19 protein-coding genes are annotated in these 18683 nt (G+C 60.7%); 17 read left to right on the top strand and 2 right to left on the bottom strand.

What is annotated here, in order from left to right; translation table 11 throughout:
- Positions 1-98 precede the first annotated feature (98 nt).
- The 8 genes from ACRER8_RS17840 to ACRER8_RS17875 all read left to right on the top strand — a co-directional run bounded on the left by ACRER8_RS17840 (position 99) and on the right by ACRER8_RS17875 (position 7203).
- On the top strand, positions 99-2315 hold the full coding sequence (locus ACRER8_RS17840; RefSeq protein ID WP_431747545.1) for a DNA internalization-related competence protein ComEC/Rec2: 2217 nt from the start codon (positions 99-101) through the stop codon (positions 2313-2315).
- Positions 2316-2408: 93 nt separating this feature from the next.
- Complete coding sequence (locus ACRER8_RS17845; RefSeq protein WP_431747546.1) at positions 2409-3083, top strand: MotA/TolQ/ExbB proton channel family protein; 675 nt, start codon at positions 2409-2411, stop codon at positions 3081-3083.
- Positions 3080-3511, top strand: a complete 432-nt coding sequence (locus ACRER8_RS17850) for an ExbD/TolR family protein (RefSeq protein WP_431747547.1) — start codon at positions 3080-3082, stop codon at positions 3509-3511. Before ACRER8_RS17845 ends, ACRER8_RS17850 begins: the two co-directional genes overlap by 4 nt.
- Positions 3511-4506: a tetraacyldisaccharide 4'-kinase gene (gene lpxK / locus ACRER8_RS17855; protein WP_431747548.1), complete on the top strand. Its 996-nt coding sequence runs from the start codon at positions 3511-3513 to the stop codon at positions 4504-4506. Before ACRER8_RS17850 ends, lpxK begins: the two co-directional genes overlap by 1 nt.
- A 17-nt stretch (positions 4507-4523) precedes the next feature.
- Positions 4524-4709 (top strand): Trm112 family protein, encoded by a 186-nt coding sequence (locus tag ACRER8_RS17860; protein WP_003174668.1) that lies wholly within the window; start codon positions 4524-4526, stop codon positions 4707-4709.
- Positions 4706-5470 (top strand): 3-deoxy-manno-octulosonate cytidylyltransferase, encoded by a 765-nt coding sequence (gene kdsB, locus ACRER8_RS17865; protein WP_431747549.1) that lies wholly within the window; start codon positions 4706-4708, stop codon positions 5468-5470. Before ACRER8_RS17860 ends, kdsB begins: the two co-directional genes overlap by 4 nt.
- Before the next feature lie 46 nt (positions 5471-5516).
- The gene (gene murB / locus ACRER8_RS17870) at positions 5517-6536 is read left to right on the top strand and encodes a UDP-N-acetylmuramate dehydrogenase (protein ID WP_431747550.1); all 1020 of its coding nucleotides are present in this window, start codon (positions 5517-5519) and stop codon (positions 6534-6536) included.
- A gap of 73 nt (positions 6537-6609) precedes the next feature.
- Entirely contained in the window at positions 6610-7203 is a 594-nt protein-coding gene (locus tag ACRER8_RS17875) for a nucleotidyltransferase family protein (RefSeq protein WP_431747551.1), read from the top strand.
- 81 nt (positions 7204-7284) lie between these two features.
- Here ACRER8_RS17875 and rne read toward each other — a convergent pair whose 3' ends face one another.
- Positions 7285-10551, bottom strand: a complete 3267-nt coding sequence (rne, locus tag ACRER8_RS17880) for a ribonuclease E (protein ID WP_431747552.1) — start codon at positions 10549-10551, stop codon at positions 7285-7287.
- Positions 10552-11267: 716 nt separating this feature from the next.
- Here rne and rluC point away from each other — a divergent pair.
- From rluC to sppA, 3 genes are read left to right on the top strand one after another with little or no spacing between them, the layout of a single operon-like run.
- Positions 11268-12227 (top strand): 23S rRNA pseudouridine(955/2504/2580) synthase RluC, encoded by a 960-nt coding sequence (gene rluC / locus ACRER8_RS17885; protein ID WP_431747553.1) that lies wholly within the window; start codon positions 11268-11270, stop codon positions 12225-12227.
- Positions 12217-12897, top strand: a complete 681-nt coding sequence (locus ACRER8_RS17890) for an HAD-IA family hydrolase (RefSeq protein WP_431747554.1) — start codon at positions 12217-12219, stop codon at positions 12895-12897. The genes rluC and ACRER8_RS17890 overlap by 11 nt, the downstream gene beginning before the upstream one ends.
- 7 nt (positions 12898-12904) lie before the next feature.
- Entirely contained in the window at positions 12905-13897 is a 993-nt protein-coding gene (gene sppA / locus ACRER8_RS17895) for a signal peptide peptidase SppA (RefSeq protein ID WP_431747555.1), read from the top strand.
- Positions 13898-13962: 65 nt separating this feature from the next.
- Here sppA and ACRER8_RS17900 read toward each other — a convergent pair whose 3' ends face one another.
- On the bottom strand, positions 13963-14541 hold the full coding sequence (locus tag ACRER8_RS17900; RefSeq protein WP_431747556.1) for a Maf family protein: 579 nt from the start codon (positions 14539-14541) through the stop codon (positions 13963-13965).
- Positions 14542-14647: 106 nt separating this feature from the next.
- Between ACRER8_RS17900 and ACRER8_RS17905 the strand changes: the two genes are divergently transcribed.
- The 6 genes from ACRER8_RS17905 (at position 14648) to acpP (ending at position 18626) form a co-directional block, all read left to right on the top strand.
- The gene (locus tag ACRER8_RS17905) at positions 14648-15175 is read left to right on the top strand and encodes a YceD family protein (protein ID WP_431747557.1); all 528 of its coding nucleotides are present in this window, start codon (positions 14648-14650) and stop codon (positions 15173-15175) included.
- Positions 15176-15188: 13 nt separating this feature from the next.
- Entirely contained in the window at positions 15189-15371 is a 183-nt protein-coding gene (rpmF, locus tag ACRER8_RS17910; RefSeq protein ID WP_003179396.1) for a 50S ribosomal protein L32, read from the top strand.
- Positions 15372-15375: 4 nt separating this feature from the next.
- Complete coding sequence (gene plsX, locus ACRER8_RS17915; RefSeq protein ID WP_431747558.1) at positions 15376-16383, top strand: phosphate acyltransferase PlsX; 1008 nt, start codon at positions 15376-15378, stop codon at positions 16381-16383.
- Positions 16384-16513: 130 nt separating this feature from the next.
- A complete protein-coding gene (fabD, locus tag ACRER8_RS17920) occupies positions 16514-17452 on the top strand; it encodes an ACP S-malonyltransferase (protein ID WP_431747559.1) in 939 nt (312 codons plus the stop codon).
- A gap of 13 nt (positions 17453-17465) precedes the next feature.
- Positions 17466-18203, top strand: a complete 738-nt coding sequence (fabG, locus tag ACRER8_RS17925) for a 3-oxoacyl-ACP reductase FabG (RefSeq protein ID WP_431747560.1) — start codon at positions 17466-17468, stop codon at positions 18201-18203.
- A gap of 186 nt (positions 18204-18389) precedes the next feature.
- A complete protein-coding gene (gene acpP / locus ACRER8_RS17930) occupies positions 18390-18626 on the top strand; it encodes an acyl carrier protein (RefSeq protein WP_087265500.1) in 237 nt (78 codons plus the stop codon).
- Positions 18627-18683 lie beyond the last annotated feature (57 nt).

Consider the following 18683-nt stretch of genomic DNA (forward strand, 5'->3'; position numbering starts at 1 on the left):
GATGGAAATTCAGACATTGTGACAATTAATAAATGTGCGGCCCGCTCAGTGCGCTAAGCCATGAGGGTGAATTTAATCGCTCGATAAAGGAAAGCCTGATGCGCACAGGGATGGTGGCGCTTGCGCTGGGTATGCTGGTCCTGCGTTTTTTGCCGGCATTACCGCCGGTCTGGTTGATGCTGGCGATGCCGGTGGTAGCGCTGATGCTGCTGCCGTTTCGCAGCTACCCACTGGCGTTGTTTCTGTTCGGGTTGACGTGGGCGAGCGTGTCGGCCAAGTCCGCGCTGGACGACCGCCTGCCCGAACGACTCGACGGGCAGACGCTCTGGATCGAAGGCAAAATCGTGGGCTTGCCCCATAGCGCCGATGGCGTGGTGCGTTTCCAGCTGCAAGAGCCCATTTCGCGCCGCACACCTCTGCCCGAACGGATGCGCATCGCGTGGTACGGCGGTCCCGCGCTAAACAGTGGCGAGCACTGGCGGCTGGCGGTCAAGCTTAAGCGTCCTGGTGGCCTGACCAACCCCGGCGCGTTCGACTATGAAGCCTGGCTGCTGGCTCAACGCATCGGCGCCACGGGTACGGTGGTCGATGGGCAGTTGCTCAAACCATCATCAGAACCTTGGCGTGACCGGATTCGACAGCGCTTGTTGGCGGTCGATGCTCAGGGGCATGAAGGTGGGCTGGCGGCGTTGGTGCTCGGCGATGATTCCGGCCTGAGTCCCGCGGCCTGGCAGGTGTTGCAGGACACCGGCACCGTGCATCTTCTGGTGATTTCCGGCACCCACATCGGCCTGCTCGCCGGTCTGCTCTACGGCCTGGTCGCAGGACTGGCGCGCTGGGGCCTGTGGCCGCGATCGCTGCCTTGGCTGCCCGCTGCGTGTGTTCTGGCCTTCAGCGGCGCGTTGACGTACGGATTTCTGGCCGGATTCGAAGTACCGGTGCAGCGTGCCTGCATCATGCTCGGGCTGGTGCTGCTCTGGCGTCTGCGCTTCCGTCATCTGGGCGTGGTCCTGCCGCTGATGATTGCGCTGAATCTAGTGCTGATCGTCGAACCGCTGATCAGCCTGCGGCCAGGGTTCTGGTTGTCCTTCGGCGCCGTGGCGATTCTGATGTTGATTTTCAGCGCACGGCTCGGCGCCTGGAGCTGGCTGCGCGGCTGGTCGCGGGCACAGTGGCTGATCGCGCTTGGCTTACTGCCGATACTGCTCGCGCTGAATCTGCCGGTCAGCCTGAGCGGTCCGCTGGTGAATCTGGTAGCGGTGCCCTGGGTTAGCGTTCTCATCCTGCCGCTGGCGCTGTTCGGCACGTTCTTTCTGGCGATTCCGCCGATTGGCGAGAGCTTGCTCTGGTTGGCGGGTGGCTCGATGGACGGGCTCTTTCGGTTTCTGAATCTGACGGCCGAGATCATTCCCGCGTGGACCGGACCTGCCGTGCCGCTCTGGGTCTGGCCGCTGAGTCTGCTTGGCACACTGCTGCTTCTGCTGCCCAGTGGCGTGCCATTGCGCCCGTTGGGTTGGCCAATGTTGCTGCTGTGCGTGTTTGCGCCGCAGAAAAGCATCCCCGAGGGTGAAGTCCAAGTGCTGCAGCTGGATGTCGGTCAAGGGCTGGCGATTCTGCTGCGCACCCGTGATCATGCGCTGCTGTATGACGCCGGCCCGCGCTTCGGCGAATTCGACATTGGCGAGCGTGTGGTGCTGCCAACGATTCGTCGCGCCGGAATCAGGCAGCTGAACCTGATGCTGCTCAGTCATGCCGACGCCGATCATGCCGGTGGGGCGTTGGCGATCCAGCAAGCGTTGCCGGTGTCGAGAATCCTGGGCGGCGACATCGAGCGAATGTCGCCGGCGCTGGCAGTGGAGCCTTGTCGAAACGGTGAGACATGGACCTGGGATGAAGTGACCTTTTCCACCTGGATCTGGGAGCAGGCGGCCGAGGGCAATCAGGCCTCTTGCGTGCTGAGTGTCGAGGCCGGCGGCGAGCGTCTGTTATTGACCGGAGATATCGACATCCACGCCGAACGCGCGATGCTGGAGCAGGGTTTCGACGTGCGCGCCCACTGGCTGCAGGCACCGCATCACGGCAGCCGCACTTCATCCTCCAAGCGCTTTCTGCAGGCCGTTTCCCCTCGTGGCGTGCTGATCTCTCGCGGCAGAAACAACGCGTTCGGCCACCCGCATCCGCTGGTGATGTCGCGCTATCGCTGGCTCAACCTGGAGACTCACGACAGCGCCGAACTCGGGGCCATCACCCTGCAGTTAGGGACCTTCGGCGAAGTGCGCGGCGAGCGCGCGGTTCGACGCTTCTGGCGTGAATGAAATGACAGTTATTCATCGGGTTCGGTGAGTCGGCGATGCTATGTGCCGACCGTATGTTAGAGTAGCGCCACTTTTTTTCAGGGGGTGGTTGCTGTGTGGGAGCTGGTCAAATCAGGTGGCTGGATGATGCTACCGATCATTTTGAGTTCCATCGCCGCCGTCGGGATCATCATCGAGCGTCTGTGGACCTTGCGCGCCAGCCGCATCACACCACCGCATCTGCTCGGTCAGGTATGGCGCTGGATTCAGGACAAGCAACTGAGTAGCGATAAACTCAAGGAACTGCGCGCCGATTCGCCGCTGGGTGAGATCCTCGCCGCTGGCCTGGCCAATTCCCGTCATGGTCGCGAGATCATGAAAGAGTGCATCGAAGAGGCCGCCGCCCGGGTCATTCACGAGCTGGAACGCTACCTGCCGATTCTCGGCACCATTGCCGCGATGGCGCCACTGCTGGGGCTATTGGGCACCGTGCTCGGCATGATCGACATTTTCAGTTCGTTCACCAGCAGCGGCATGACCGGCAATGCAGGCATGCTCGCCGGCGGTATCGCCAAGGCGCTGATCTGTACCGCCTCGGGTCTGACCGTCGCCATTCCGACGATCTTCTTCCATCGCTATCTGCAAAGCCGCGTCGACGAGCTAGTAGTCGGCATGGAGCAGGAAGCGATCAAGCTGGTGGAAGTGGTGCAGGGCGATCGCGATGTCGACCTGACCGACGCCAAGCCTGACCTCAAGGCCGCCGCTCGTGGCGAGGGCCGCAAGAAGTGAAATTCCGCCGTCGCAAACCTCGGGAGACCATCGACATCAATCTGGTGTCGCTGATCGACGTGGTATTCATTCTGTTGCTGTTCTTCGTGGTCACGACCACCTTCACCCGCGAAACACAACTGCGTGTGGATCTGCCGCAGGCGGTGACAGGCGCCTCGGCGGACGATGCCGATAAAAAGCATGTGGACATCACCATCAATGCCGATGGCGTCTACTCGGTGAACGACACCTTGTTGGCCGACAGCAAGCTGGAAACCCTGATCGACGCGCTGCAGAAGGAGTCCGCTGGCGACACCAGCCTGCCATTGTCGATCAGCGCCGATGGCAAGACCCCGCATCAGGCAGTGATCACTGCCATGGATGCCGCGGGCAAGCTGGGTTTCGCTCATTTGCGCATGACCACTGTCGAGGCCGCATCGGCTAACTAATGGCACTGACCGACCGTTTGCTTGACGCCTGGTACAACGGCCATCCGGCGCTGACCCTGTTGCGGCCGCTGGAAGCCTTGTATCGGCGCGTGGTCGATGGCAAGCGGGCGCGTTTCATCGCCGGGCAGGGTGATATCTACAAGGCGCCAGTGCCGGTCATCGTCGTTGGCAATATCACCGTGGGCGGCACCGGCAAGACGCCGCTGATCCTGTGGATGATCGATCACTGTCGCCAGCGCGGTGTGCGTGTGGGTGTGGTCAGCCGCGGCTATGGAGCCAAGCCGCCGAGCCTGCCGTGGCGCGTGTTGGCGCAGCAGGGCGCCGAGCAGGCGGGGGACGAGCCGTTGTTGATCGTCAAACGCACCGGCGTGCCACTGATGATCGACCCCGATCGATCCCAAGCCGTGCGCGCGTTGCTGGCCGAAGAACCGCTGGATCTGATCCTCAGCGACGACGGCCTGCAGCACTACCGCCTGGCCCGTGATCTGGAGCTGGTGCTGATCGATGCCGCACGCGGGCTGGGCAATCGCCGTTGTCTGCCCGCCGGGCCTTTGCGTGAGCCGGCCGAGCGTCTGCAAAGCGTCGATGCGCTGCTGTACAACGGCGCCAGCGAAGACCGCGAAGATGGCTATGCCTTCAGATTACGGCCCACCGCGCTGGTGAATCTGCGCAGTGGTGAGCGCCAACCTGTGAATCATTTCCCCCCAGGTCAGGCGTTGCACGCGGTGGCCGGAATCGGTAATCCACAACGTTTCTTCAACACCCTCGAAGGACTACACTGGCGGCCTGTTCCCCACGCGTTCACCGATCATGCCGAGTTCACTGCCCAGGCCTTGGCATTCACGCCGGCGCTGCCGTTGGTCATGACCGAGAAAGACGCCGTGAAATGTACATCCTTCGCGGCGGCCGACTGGTGGTACCTGGCGGTGGAAGCCGTGCCGTCCGCGGCGTTCGTCAGTTGGTTCGATTCGCAGTTAACCCGGCTTCTGCCATGACTCGCTCAGGATTTCTTATGGACACCAAATTGCTCGACATCCTCGCTTGCCCGATCTGCAAAGGTCCGCTCAAACTCAGCGCCGACAAAACCGAGCTGATCAGCAAAGGTGCGGGTCTGGCCTATCCGATTCGCGATGGCATCCCGGTGATGCTGGAAAGCGAAGCACGTACCCTGACCACCGACGAGCGTCTCGACAAATGACAGCAGCGTTTACCGTTGTGATTCCCGCGCGTTACGGCTCCAGCCGGTTTCCTGGCAAGCCACTGAAAACCATTGCTGGCAAGCCGATGATCCAGCACGTCTGGGAGCAGGCGCTTAAAAGCAGTGCCGAGCGCGTCGTAGTGGCCACTGACGATCAGCGCATCGTCGAAGCCTGCCAGGGGTTCGGTGCCGAGGTGCTCATGACCCGCGACGACCATAACTCCGGCACTGACCGCCTGGCCGAAGTGGCGTCTCTGTTGGGCTTGGCCGACGACGCCATCGTGGTCAACGTGCAAGGCGATGAGCCGATGATTCCACCGGCGGTGATCGATCAGGTCGCTGACAATCTGGCCGCGCATCCTGAAGCGCGCATGTCGACCCTGGCCGAACCTATCGATGACGTCACCGCGTTGTTCAACCCGAACGTGGTCAAGGTCAGCTCGGACATCAATGGTCTGGCGCTGACCTTCAGTCGCGCCCCGCTGCCGTGGGCACGAGACGCACTGGCCAGGAGCCGTGATCAATTGCCGGAAGGCGTGCCATACCGTCGCCATATCGGCATCTACGCCTATCGTGCCGGCTTCCTGCATGACTTCGTCAGTTGGGGCCCGTGCTGGCTGGAAAACACCGAAAATCTCGAACAGCTGCGGGCCCTCTGGCACGGCGTGCGCATCCATGTCGCCGATGCGCTGGAAGCACCACCGGCCGGGGTTGATACCGCTGAAGACCTGGAGCGCGTAAGGCGCTTGCTGGAGGTTTGACGGTCATGCCGCGCTATGTCCAGGTGCCGTTCGTGCGGGTCCCCATATGAGTCTGCAGATTCAATCCAATGTCTCGCTCAAGCCCTTCAATACCTTCGGCGTGGATGTTCGCGCTCGGTTGTTCGCTGAAGCGCATACCGACGCAGACGTTCGCGAGGCCCTGGCCTACGCGGCAGAGCACAAGCTCGAGTTGCTGGTGATCGGTGGCGGCAGCAATCTGCTGCTGACCGCTGACATCGACGCGCTGGTGCTGCGGATGGCCAGTCGCGGCATTCACATTGCCCACGAAGACTGCGGCGCTGCGATCATCGAAGCGGAGGCGGGTGAGCCCTGGCATCCATTCGTTCAGGAAATGCTGGCGCGAGGTTTGTCGGGCCTGGAGAACCTTAGCCTGATCCCTGGCACCGTCGGCGCTGCACCCATGCAGAACATTGGCGCCTACGGGGTCGAGCTGAAGGATGTTTTCGACAGCCTGATTGCGCTGGATCGCCAGACCGGCGAAACGCGGGAGTTCTCACTGGCGGACTGCGCTTTTGGCTATCGCGACAGCGTGTTCAAACACCAGGTTGGCCGTTGGCTGATTCTGCGAGTGCGCTTTCGTTTGAGCTTTGCCGCCAAGCTGAATCTGGAATATGGCCCGGTGCGTCAGCGCTTGCAGGAGCAGGGCATCAAGGAGCCGACGCCGATTCACGTCAGCCGGGCAATCTGCGCGATTCGTAGCGAGAAACTGCCGGATCCCGCGCAGCTCGGCAACGCCGGCAGTTTCTTCAAGAATCCGCTGATCTCCGCCGAGCTGGCTGCGCGCATTCGCGACACTCATCCTGGCGTGGTGGCCTATCCTCAGGCTGATGGCCAGGTCAAGCTGGCTGCAGGCTGGCTGATCGAACAGGCCGGCTGGAAGGGCTTTCGTGACGGCGATGCCGGCGTGCATGCCTTGCAATCATTGGTGCTGGTCAACTATGGCGCGGCGTCCGGGCGTGAGTTGCTGAATCTGGCAAAAAGGATTCAGGCCGATATCCTTGAACGTTTTGGGGTCTCGCTGGAAATGGAGCCTAACCTCTACTGAAGTGGGGGCGAGCTATTCTGGCTTGGCCCTGGGCCTTCGCTCTGTAAGACACATCTTGGATTGGAGGCAGAGCATGAGTCAGACCCTGTGCGCCATCGTCCTCGCAGCCGGTCAGGGGACCCGTTATGGGGCCGTGGCCGGGGCTCATCGCAACAAGCTCCTGGCGCAATGCACGGGGCGCGATGGTATAGAGCGCTCCGTGCTCGAACATGTTCTGGTCAGTTTGGGCGCAGTCGTCGACAAGATCGTGCTGCTCACCCGTCCCCACTATTCCAGTGTCGCCGAACTGGGTTTGCGCCACGGCTGTGAGGTGGTGGTGCTGGATTCGCCGGGTATGGGCGACAGCATCGCGGCTGCCGTATCGGCGGGGCCTGACCATCGTGGCTGGCTGATTGCGCTAGGCGATATGCCGTTCATTCATCTGGATAGCCTCAAGCGAGTTGCTGAATCCCTGGAGCCGGACGCGATCAGCGTGCCGGTATATAACGGTGCGTACGGGCATCCGGTGGGTTTTGGTCGCGGCTTCGGGCCCGCATTGATGGGGCTGGCAGGGGAGAAAGGCGCGAAGCGGTTGTTCAAGGGGGCGAGGGTAAACGAGGTGGTGGTGGACGATCCTGGTGTGCTTTGGGATGTGGATGTGCCCTCGGCGCTGGATTTCAACCCGTAGCCGCGCTCCTGCAGCAGCGCATCTAACAGGTACAAAAAAGCCCCACCTGCTCGCACAGGTGGGGCTTTTATTTACTTAAGATTACAAAAGCGGCTTAGGCTCTTTGCTTTCTTCTGCCTCTTCACCGTGCGCGTTCACCGTTTCCTTGACCGGTGTAACGTGCTTTTCGGCCGGCGCAGGTGTGACGGCGGCGTCTGCAGCAGGTGCATCGACCTTTGAAGCGGCGGCGTTAGCTTCGGCTTCTTTCTGCAGGCGCTCGGCCTCCAGACGACGACGGCGAACTTCGCGAGGATCGTTCGGTGCGCGACCGGTGCTGGCCATCGGCAGGACAGGCTTTTCAGCTGCGACTGTCGCGGGTGCCGGAGCAGGCTCGACAGCCACTGGGGCTGCGACGATTTCCGGCGCGGCGGTCTGGGTCGGTGCTTCGACAACCGGGGTTTCTACCGCAGGCTTTTCAGCTTCCGGCTCAGAGGCTTTCGGCGCTTCTACAGGTGTTGCTGGCGCTTCGGCGACCGGTGCTGTAGCTGGAGCTGCAACAACGGGGGCTTCCGCGGCAACCGGGGCTTCGGAGACAACAGGCGCTTCCACCGCAGCAGGAGTTTCTTCAACATGCTCGGCTTTGGCAGCAGCTTTCACCTGACGCTCGAACGGGCTCAGGGAAGCATCGAACTGTGCCACTTCGACTTCAGGCATGACCGAACGCTTGGTGGCAGCCTGCGTTTCCACAACCGGAGTTTCAACGACAGGGGCCTGCACCGCTGGCGTTTCAGCTGTCTCGGCTGGAGCCGCTTCAACCGCCGGGGTTTCGACCGCAGCTGTTGCGCGCTCAGCCTGACGATGAGCGTCGGCTTCTGCCGGGGCGCTGATTACGGTTTGCGCGACAGCAGCCGTTACAGCCAGGCCAGCCGCGACTTCCGCGCTGTTGCCTTCGCTGCGAACGTTTTCGTTCGAAGTTTCAGCAGCTTCTTCTGCGGCTTCACCTTCTGCGCCTTCGATCACATCACCGTTGGCATCACGCTGACGCTCACGACGGTTGCTGCGACGACGCTGGCCACGGGAACGGCGACGGGGGCGATCGCCTTCGGCGTGCTCCTGGTTGTCGTCCTGCTGCTCGTCGTTGTTCAGCAGTGTTTCGTCTTCAGCGGCTGCAGCCTGCTCGGCGCGTGGTTGACGCTCTTCGCGTGGCGGACGCGGCTGGCGCTCTTCACGCGGAGCGCGCTCAGGGCGTTCTTCGCGAGGCACGTTGACGGCCGGGGCGGCATCCAGTGGCTCACGCAGTTCACGCACGCGCTCTTCACGCGGCTTGCGGTCTTCACGGCCGGCGCGCGGTGCGCGTTCAGCACGTGCCGGACGTTCTTCGCGCGGCGCTGCGGTTTCGTCACGGGCTTCACGTGGCTCACGGGCAGCGCGTTCTTCACGCGGTGCACGCTCTTCACGAGGCGCACGCTCTTCGCGCGGTGCGCGTTCTTCACGCTCGGCACGAGGGGCACGTTCTTCACGCGGTTTGCGTTCTTCATCACGGCGGCCGTTACGGCTGCGGCTCTGCTGGCGACCGTTGCGGCGTTCTTCGTTGCGCGCAGGCCGCTCGGCAGCCGGTTTTTCAACCACTGCGGCCGGGGCCGCGGGCTCTTCCTTGGTAGCGAACAGGCTGACCAGTGATTTCACCAGACCTTTGAAGAGGCTTGGCTCATGGGCCACTGGGGCCGGAGCGACCGGAGCGGCGACTTCGGTTGGAACCGGAGCGTTGGCGCGCGCTGGGGCAGTCTTGACCGCTGCTTCCTGGCGAACCAGCGTGCGGGTCGCGGCCGCGGGCTGAACTTCCTCCACTTCGGCGGCTGCGGCAGCGATTTCGTAGCTGGACTGCAGGCTGTGGGCTTCTGGGCTGTCATCGCGCAGACGCTGCACTTCGAAGTGCGGCGTTTCGAGATGATCGTTCGGCAGAATGATGATGCGTGCACGGGTGCGCAGTTCGATCTTGGTGATCGAGTTGCGTTTTTCGTTGAGCAGGAACGCGGCGACCGGGATCGGCACTTGGGCGCGCACTTCGGCAGTACGGTCTTTCAGTGCTTCTTCTTCGATCAGGCGCAGGATCGCCAGCGAAAGCGATTCGACATCACGGATGATGCCGGTACCGTTGCAACGCGGGCAGACGATACCGCTGCTTTCGCCCAGGGATGGGCGCAGGCGCTGACGGGACATTTCCAGCAGACCGAAGCGCGAGATGCGGCCAACCTGCACGCGGGCGCGATCGGCTTCCAGGCTTTCGCGGACTTTCTCTTCCACGGCGCGCTGGTTCTTGGCGGGGGTCATGTCGATGAAGTCGATGACGATCAGGCCGCCGATGTCGCGCAAACGCAGTTGACGGGCGATTTCCTCAGCCGCTTCAAGGTTGGTCTGCAGGGCGGTTTCTTCGATGTCGCTGCCTTTGGTGGCGCGTGCCGAGTTGATGTCGATGGACACCAGTGCTTCGGTTGGATCGATGACGATGGAGCCGCCGGAAGGCAGTTCGACGACGCGCTGGAAGGCGGTTTCGATTTGGCTTTCGATCTGGAAGCGGTTGAACAGCGGAACGCTGTCTTCGTACAGCTTGATCTTGCTGGCGTACTGCGGCATCACCTGACGGATGAAGGTCAGGGCTTCTTCCTGGGCTTCGACGCTGTCGATCAGCACTTCACCGATGTCCTGGCGCAGGTAATCGCGGATGGCGCGGATGATGACGTTGCTTTCCTGGTAGATCAGGAAGGGTGCGGCGCGATCCTGGGACGCTTCCTTGATGGCGGTCCACAGTTGCAGCAGGTAATCGAGGTCCCACTGCATTTCTTCGCTGCTGCGGCCAAGGCCGGCAGTACGGACGATCAGGCCCATGTCGGCAGGAGCGATCAGGCCGTTCAGCGCTTCACGCAGTTCGTTGCGCTCTTCGCCTTCGATGCGGCGGGAGATGCCGCCGGCACGCGGATTGTTCGGCATCAGCACCAGATAACGACCGGCCAGACTGATGAAAGTGGTCAGGGCCGCGCCCTTGTTGCCACGTTCTTCTTTCTCGACCTGGACGATGACTTCCTGGCCTTCGCTCAGGACGTCCTTGATGTTGACACGACCTTCCGGGGCCTTCTTGAAGTATTCGCGGGAGATTTCTTTCAGCGGCAGAAAGCCGTGACGCTCGGAGCCGAAGTCGACGAAAGCCGCTTCAAGACTGGGCTCGATTCGCGTGATCCGGCCTTTGTAGATGTTGGCCTTCTTCTGTTCGCGGGCCCCGGACTCGATGTCCAGGTCGTATAGGCGCTGGCCGTCTACCAGCGCAACACGCAACTCTTCGGGTTGAGTTGCGTTAATCAGCATTCTTTTCATGTAGTACCGTCGGTTTCCGGGCTGCCGGAAACGGCGTTCGGCACACACGACTTCTCACGGTCGGTGTCAGGGCGCGTCAGGAGTGCTTGGACACTCCAGTGTCTAGCGATATCCGGCCAGCGGGGCCGTAGTCGCGACGACGTTTCCTGCTTGCTGTGGTGACAAATGACACCCTGTCAGCAAAAGCTTTGTCAGGAGGAGGAATCAACCATCGGTAGCGGACGATATGAAGCGTCTTGAATAAAGCCTTTTGCTACACAGTCCGACGGTTGTGCGTCTCCACCCCACACGTATCCCTGATAATTCGGGTGCTGCCGCGCGCTGAATCCGCAGCGGGTTTGCATTTACGCGATCTTCGATGGGAAGTTCGCGCCTCATGGCTCAAATTAAGGCGTGGTTTCCGAAGTATTCGCCCGGAGTGATCGCCAGCGACTGCACTTTGTGAACTGGCCTTGAACGTGGGCCTCGACGGCGAGTGTTTCACTCTGCGGTCGGGCTTGTTTCAGGCCTCATGTCACCTGCGCTCGTTACGCTCACCGATCTTCCGTTGTCACCGAAAGCCTCGTAGGACGGCCTCGCGCCCTCGTGAATTGCGTTGGTCAGGGCCGGTTGTCATACCGTTTGTCCTCTGCCCAGGCCGCTTTTGGCGGCGTTCGCGACTATAGCAGCAATCATTAAGTGCTTCAAATCCATAAAAAATTGTTATGATTTGCGCCATGACGAATATCACCCCCCCAACCCCCGGCGTCCAGCTGGTAGAGGTTGCGCCGGAACTTGCCGGTCAACGCATCGATAATTTTCTGATCACGTACCTCAAGGGTGTTCCCAAGACCTTGATTTACCGCATATTGCGCAAAGGCGAAGTGCGAGTGAACAAGGGGCGGATCAAACCCGAGTACAAGCTCCAGGCGGGCGACATCGTGCGCGTTCCACCCGTGCGGGTGCCTGAGCGCGATGAACCTGTGCCGGTGGCACAAGGTCTGTTGCAGCGCCTGGAGGCAGCCATTGTCCACGAAGACAAAGGCCTGATTGTACTCAACAAGCCCGCTGGCATTGCGGTTCACGGCGGAAGCGGTCTGAGTTTCGGCGTCATCGAAGCCTTTCGTCAGTTGCGTCCCGACGCCAAGGAGCTCGAGTTGGTACATCGTCTGGACCGCGACACTTCCGGCCTGCTAATGATTGCGAAAAAACGCAGCATGTTGCGTCATCTGCATGAGCAGTTGCGCGGCGATGGCGTCGATAAACGCTATATGGCGCTGGTTCGCGGTAACTGGCCGACCTCGCAGAAACAGGTTCGCGCGCCCTTGCTCAAGAGCAATCTGCGCTCCGGCGAACGCATGGTCGAGGTCAATGAAGAGGGCAAGGAGGCGTTGACCCTGTTCAAGGTACTGCGCCGCTTCGGCGATTTCGCGACGATGATTGAGGCGCGGCCGATTACCGGACGTACCCATCAGATTCGCGTGCATGCGCTGCACGCCGGCCACAGCATCGCCGGTGACAGCAAATACGGCGATGAAGACTTCACCCGAGAGATTCGCGATCTGGGTGGCAAGCGTCTGTTCCTGCATGCTTATGCCCTTACCGTACCGCTGCCTGATGGTGGCGAGCTGAAACTGGAAGCGCCCGTCGATGAGATGTGGGCCAAGACCGTGGAGCGATTGTTGAGTGCGCCCTGATTACGAGCTGCTGATTTTCGACTGGGATGGCACGCTATCCGATTCCATTGGTCGTATCGTCGATGCCATGCGCCAGGCCGCCATCCTTGCAGGTCGTCCGGTGCGTGACGATCTGGCCATCAAGGGCATCATCGGCCTGGGTTTGCCCGAAGCGATTCGCACCTTGTATCCGACTATCACGGCCAATGACCTGATCGATTTCCGCCAGCATTACGCCGACAGTTACATGGCTATGGATGCAGAGCCGTCGAAGCTGTTCGAGGGTGTGCTGGAGTCGCTGGAAGCGTTTCGCGCCGAGGGCTATCGCATGGCGGTGGCGACCGGTAAGGCGCGGCGCGGCCTGGATCGCGTACTCAAGGCCCATGGCTGGCTCGATTACTTCGACGCTACCCGTGCTGCCGATGAAACCGCGAGCAAGCCCGATCCGCTTATGCTCAACGAAATCTTGCAGCATTGCGGTGTTGCACCGCAAAAGGCGCTGATGATTGGTGATGCGTCGTTCGATCTGCTGATGGCGCGTAATGCCGGGATGGATTCGGTGGCGGTGGGGTATGGTGCGCAGGCGCTGGACTCCCTGCAGCAGTACGAGCCGCGGCTGGCGATCAGGCATTTTTCCGAATTGCGTACCTGGCTGGGTGCGCGGACTGCCGAATCTTCGTTGTTGGGGTAACTGATTTATGTCGGACGAATGGAAGTCACCATCTTCGCAAGAGCGCGACGATTCAGGTGATGCAAAAAGCTGGAAGCTGCTGGAAAAAACACTGCTGGCGAATGTTCAGGAGCATCGCCGCACCCGCCGTTGGGGGATTTTCTTCAAGTCTCTGACCTTCATTTACCTGTTCGTGGCGCTGGCCATGTTCTCGCCGCTGATGGACTTCGGCAAAAGCGCCTCGCGCAAGACCAGTCACACGGCGTTGATCGAAGTGAAAGGCATGATTGCCGACACCGAAGCGGCGAGCGCTGACAATATTGTCGGCAGCCTGCGGGCGGCCTTCGATGACGAGAAGACCAAAGGCGTGATCCTGCGCATCAACAGCCCTGGTGGCAGCCCGGTGCAGTCAGGCTACATCTACGATGAAATCCGCCGCCTGCGCGCGAAGAAACCGGACATCAAGGTATACGCAGTGATCACTGACCTGGGGGCCTCGGGCGCCTATTACATCGCCAGCGCTGCCGATCAGATCTACGCCGACAAGGCGAGTCTGGTGGGCTCCATTGGTGTGACCGCAGCCGGGTTCGGTTTCGTGGGCACCATGGAGAAGCTGGGTGTCGATCGTCGCACCTATACGTCCGGCGAGCACAAGGCGTTCCTTGATCCGTTCCAGCCGCCAAAGCCTGATGAGACGGCCTTCTGGCAAAACGTTCTGGACACCACTCACAAGCAGTTCATCGCCAGTGTGAAGGCGGGGCGCGGTGACCGCCTGAAGGATAAGGACCACCCAGAGCTGTTTTCCGGTCTGGTCTGGACCGGTGAGCAGGCTGTCGCGTTAGGGCTGGTAGATGGTCTTGGCAGTGCCAGTTATGTGGCTCGCGACGTGATCGGCGAGAAAGAAATGGTCGACTACACCGTGCAGGAGTCGCCGTTTGATCGTTTCTCGAAGAAACTGGGTTCCAGCGTTGCCGAGCAAATCGCGATGTGGGCAGGCTTCAATGGGCCTTCGCTGCGCTGACGGTGTTGTGGATTAACGCAAAACCCGGCCATTTGGTCGGGTTTTTCGTGTCGATCATTAGCCTGTCAGGGAATATCCACGCCTTCGGCCACCAACATATCCACCAGCCTTATTAAAGGAAGGCCGATCAGGCTGGTGGCGTCTGCGCCTTCGGTGCTGCGAAACAGACTCACGCCCAGGCCTTCGGCCTTGAAGCTGCCTGCGCAGTCATAGGGTTGCTCGGCGTGCAGGTAGCGGCTGATGCGCGCCTTATCCAGCTCGCGCATATGGACGGTGAAAGGCACGCAATCAACCTGGCACTGCCCGGTACGGCTGTTATACAGCGCAAGGCCGGTCAGAAAGCTCACGCTTTTGCCGCTGCTGTCGCTCAGCTGCTGCAAGGCGCGCTCGTAAGTATGGGGTTTGCCGAGAATCTGCTCGCCCAGCACCGCCACCTGATCGGAGCCGATGATCAGATGGTCGGGAAATTGGGTCGCCAGGGCCATGGCTTTTTCCTTGGCAAGGCGCTTGACCAATACCGTCGCCGACTCCTGCGGGCGGCGGCTTTCATCGATATCCGGCGACGCGCAGACGAACGGCAGGCGCAGGCGATCGAGCAATTCCCGGCGATAAGGCGAGCTGGAGGCGAGGAGCAGAGGCAGCATGGGGTTCTCCGAAACATGAAAGTCGAGTGTAATCAGCAGGTCAGGTTGCGAACAGCCCTGAATTTCCTTTGACAGCCGCCGGGGTCGTCCCTAGAATGCTGCGCCTATGTTGAATGACCCGATTCCACCTCACGTTGACCCGCGCAAATTAGCTGATCGTGGCACTACTCTTAAGGGAGAGGTGCTGCTGGCTGATTTGGAGAGACTCTGCGACCCGCTTGCTGACAATCTCGGTACAGTGCAGGCGAAATTCGTTTTTGAACGAGACGAACGACGCGCCGTGGTTATCCACAGCGAAATCGACGTCGAAGTCAAAATGGTTTGCCAGCGTTGTCTTGAGCTGGTCACCCTGCCGATCCACAGCGAATGCAGTTACGCCGTGGTGAAAGAGGGTGCAAATACCCAGTCGTTGCCGAAAGGCTATGACGTGCTGGAACTCGGCGAAGATCCATTGGATCTGCAGGCGTTGATCGAGGAGGAGCTTCTGCTCGCCTTGCCCATTGTGCCTGTTCATGATCCGAAAGAATGCCAGCAGCCGGCGGGCGCCGATGAGCCCGAGCCGAGCGTGGACGAGGTAACGCGGTCCAACCCGTTCAGTGTATTGGCGCAGTTAAAGCGTGACCCAAACGTTTAGGAGTTAATCAATTATGGCTGTTCAGCAGAACAAAAAATCCCGCTCTGCCCGTGACATGCGCCGTTCGCACGACGCTCTCGAGGCTAGCACTCTGTCTGTAGAAAAAACCACCGGTGAAGTTCACCTGCGTCACCACGTATCGCCAGAAGGCGTATACCGTGGCCGTAAAGTGATCGACAAGGGCGCTGACGAGTAATTTCTTGTCCGCTCCGGTCATCGCGATCGACGCAATGGGCGGGGACTTCGGTCCCCGCAGCATTGTTCAGGCCAGCATTGCCTGCCTGCTCGCTACACCTTCGCTTCACCTGACCCTCGTCGGTCAAGCTTCCCTCCTTGAAGAGCTCATCGCACGCCACTCCGGTGTCGATCGGTCGCGCCTGCTCGTCGTCAATGCCAACGAAGTCATCACCATGGATGACCGTCCGTCCCTGGCTCTGCGCGGCAAGCCCGATTCGTCGATGCGCGTGGCGTTGCGCCTGTTGGCGGAAGGTCAGGCTCAGGCTTGTGTGAGCGCCGGCAATACCGGCGCGTTGATGGCGCTGTCGCGGTTCGTGCTCAAGACACTGCCCGGCATCGATCGTCCGGCGATGATAGCGGCCATTCCGACGCAGCGTGGCTATTGCCAGCTGCTGGATCTGGGGGCCAACGTCGATTGCAGTGCGGAAAATCTCTACCAGTTCGCGGTGATGGGCTCGGTCGCTGCCGAGGCGCTGGGCGTGGCGCGGCCAAAGATTGCATTGCTCAACATTGGTACCGAAGACATCAAGGGTAATCAGCAGGTCAAGCTGGCTGCCAGCCTCCTGCAAGCAGCGCCGGGACTCAACTACATAGGTTTCATCGAGGGCGATGGCCTGTATCGCGGCGAAGCGGATGTGGTGGTCTGCGACGGCTTCGTGGGCAATATCCTGCTTAAATCCAGCGAAGGCCTGGCGACCATGATTGGTGAGCGTATTGAAACCCTTTTCCAGCAGAATGTGCTGTCCAGGGCAGTCGGTGCGTTGGCGATGCCGTTGCTCAAACGGCTCAAGGCCGATCTGGCACCGGCGCGGCACAACGGGGCGAGCTTTCTCGGCTTGCAGGGGATTGTTGTGAAGAGCCACGGCTCCGCGGGCGTGCAGGGCTTTCAGAGCGCGATTCAGCGTGCCCTGATCGAAATACACGAGAATCTGCCAGAGCGCCTTCATGGCCGTCTGGAAGCGTTGCTATAGGTGTCTTACGCTAGAATGTGACCCTTGTGACTGCTTGGTCATCCTACTGACCATTCGCAACACTTTGAATTACCTCGCGTTCGGCATTGGCCGGACGTTCTTTTCGACGACAATAATCAGGGGCTAGTCAATGTCTGCTTCCGTCGCATTCGTCTTTCCGGGCCAAGGCTCGCAGTCCCTCGGCATGCTCGCCGAGTTGGGCGCGCAGTATCCATTGGTCCTGGACACGTTCAAAGAAGCCTCCGACGCTTTGGGTTATGACCTGTGGGCGCTGACCCAGCAGGGTCCGGAAGAAAACCTCAACCAGACCGACAAAACCCAGCCGGCCATTCTCACCGCCTCGATCGCCCTGTGGCGCCTGTGGCTGGCGGAAGGTGGCGCGCGCCCGGCGTTCGTCGCCGGTCACAGCCTGGGTGAATACAGTGCGCTGGTGGCCGCCGGCAGCCTGTCGCTGGCTGACGCAGTCAAGCTGGTGGAGCGTCGTGGCCAGTTGATGCAGGAAGCCGTGCCTGCGGGGCAGGGCGGTATGGCTGCGATTCTCGGTCTGGAAGATGCCGACGTCATCGCTGCCTGCGCCGACGCCGCTCAGGGCGAAGTGGTCAGCGCCGTGAACTTCAACTCGCCCGGTCAGGTGGTGATCGCCGGCGCCAAGGCTGCCGTCGATCGCGCCATCGAAGTGTGCAAGGCCAAGGGTGCCAAGCGCGCACTGCCGTTGCCGGTCAGCGTGCCATCCCACTGCGAGCTGATGCGCCCGGCTGCCGAGCGCTTCGCCGAGTCTATCGCCGCGATCGACTGGCAGGCGCCGCAGATCCCGCTGGTGCAGAACGTCAGCGCCAGCGTGGTTTCGGATCTGGAGACCCTTAAAAGCGATTTGCTGCAACAGCTGTACAAGCCGGTTCGCTGGGTCGAGTCAGTTCAGACACTGGCCGCCAATGGCGCATTGCAGCTGGTGGAATGCGGTCCAGGCAAGGTACTGGCCGGGCTGAACAAGCGTTGCGCCGAAGGCGTGACCACTCACAACCTCAATACCCCGGAAGCTTTCGCCGCCACCCGCGCGGCGCTGGCCTGATAAGGAGAACACCATGAGTCAGGGTAAAGTTGCACTGGTCACTGGCGCGAGTCGTGGCATTGGCCGGGCTATCGCTCTGGAACTGGGTCGTAATGGCGCAATCGTCGTGGGGACCGCGACCTCCGAGGCCGGTGCCGAGAAGATCACCGCCTACTTCAAGGAAAACGGTGTCGAAGGCTTCGGCCTGGCGCTGGACGTTGGCAGCGACGAGTCCGTCAGCGCCGCTCTGGCACAGATTCAGGAGCGTGTTGGCGCGCCGTTGATCCTGGTCAACAACGCCGGCATCACCCGTGACAACCTGATGATGCGCATGAAGGACGACGAGTGGCATGACGTCATCAACACCAACCTGAGCAGCTTGTATCGCCTGAGCAAAGGCGTTCTGCGCGGTATGACCAAGGCGCGTTGGGGCCGGATCATCAGCATCGGTTCGGTTGTGGGTGCCATGGGCAACGCCGGTCAAGTAAACTACGCCGCCGCGAAAGCGGGTCTGGAAGGTTTCAGCCGCGCGCTGGCGCGTGAAGTCGGTTCACGGGCAGTGACTGTGAACTCGGTGACTCCCGGTTTCATCGATACCGATATGACCCGTGAGCTGCCAGAAGCACAACGTGATTCCCTGACGGCCCAGATTCCTCTGGGTCGACTGGGGCAGGCCGAAGAGATTGCGCATGTGGTCGCTTTTCTTGCCTCGGAAGGTGCAGGCTACGTTACCGGGGCTACAATCCCCGTGAACGGCGGCATGTACATGTGACTTCCCGTATCGAAAAAATGTCATACGGGCTGTCCAAAATCCGTTATAAAGCTGAAATCTATTAATGGGCAGGGGGTCGAGGGGCGTAGCGGGAATTGCGTTTAGCTTGAAATGCGCAAAACCTCTTCTATACACTTACCCATCGGCCAGCTGCCTGAATTTGTCCACTAGGAGTTAAAACACGGTATGAGCACCATCGAAGAGCGCGTCAAGAAAATCGTTGCTGAGCAACTTGGCGTCAAATCTGAGGAAGTGGTCAACACTGCTTCTTTCGTTGAAGACCTGGGTGCCGACTCCCTTGACACCGTTGAGCTGGTGATGGCTCTGGAAGAGGAATTCGAGACCGAAATCCCTGACGAAGAAGCCGAGAAGATCACCACTGTTCAAGCTGCTATCGATTACGTTACTGCCCACCAGGCGTAAGCTTTTGTAATCGTTGCTCGCTGTCATGGAAAAACCGCACTGCCTCAGGCGTGCGGT

Source organism: Pseudomonas sp. (assembly GCF_050739935.1).
GTDB lineage: Bacteria > Pseudomonadota > Gammaproteobacteria > Pseudomonadales > Pseudomonadaceae > Aquipseudomonas.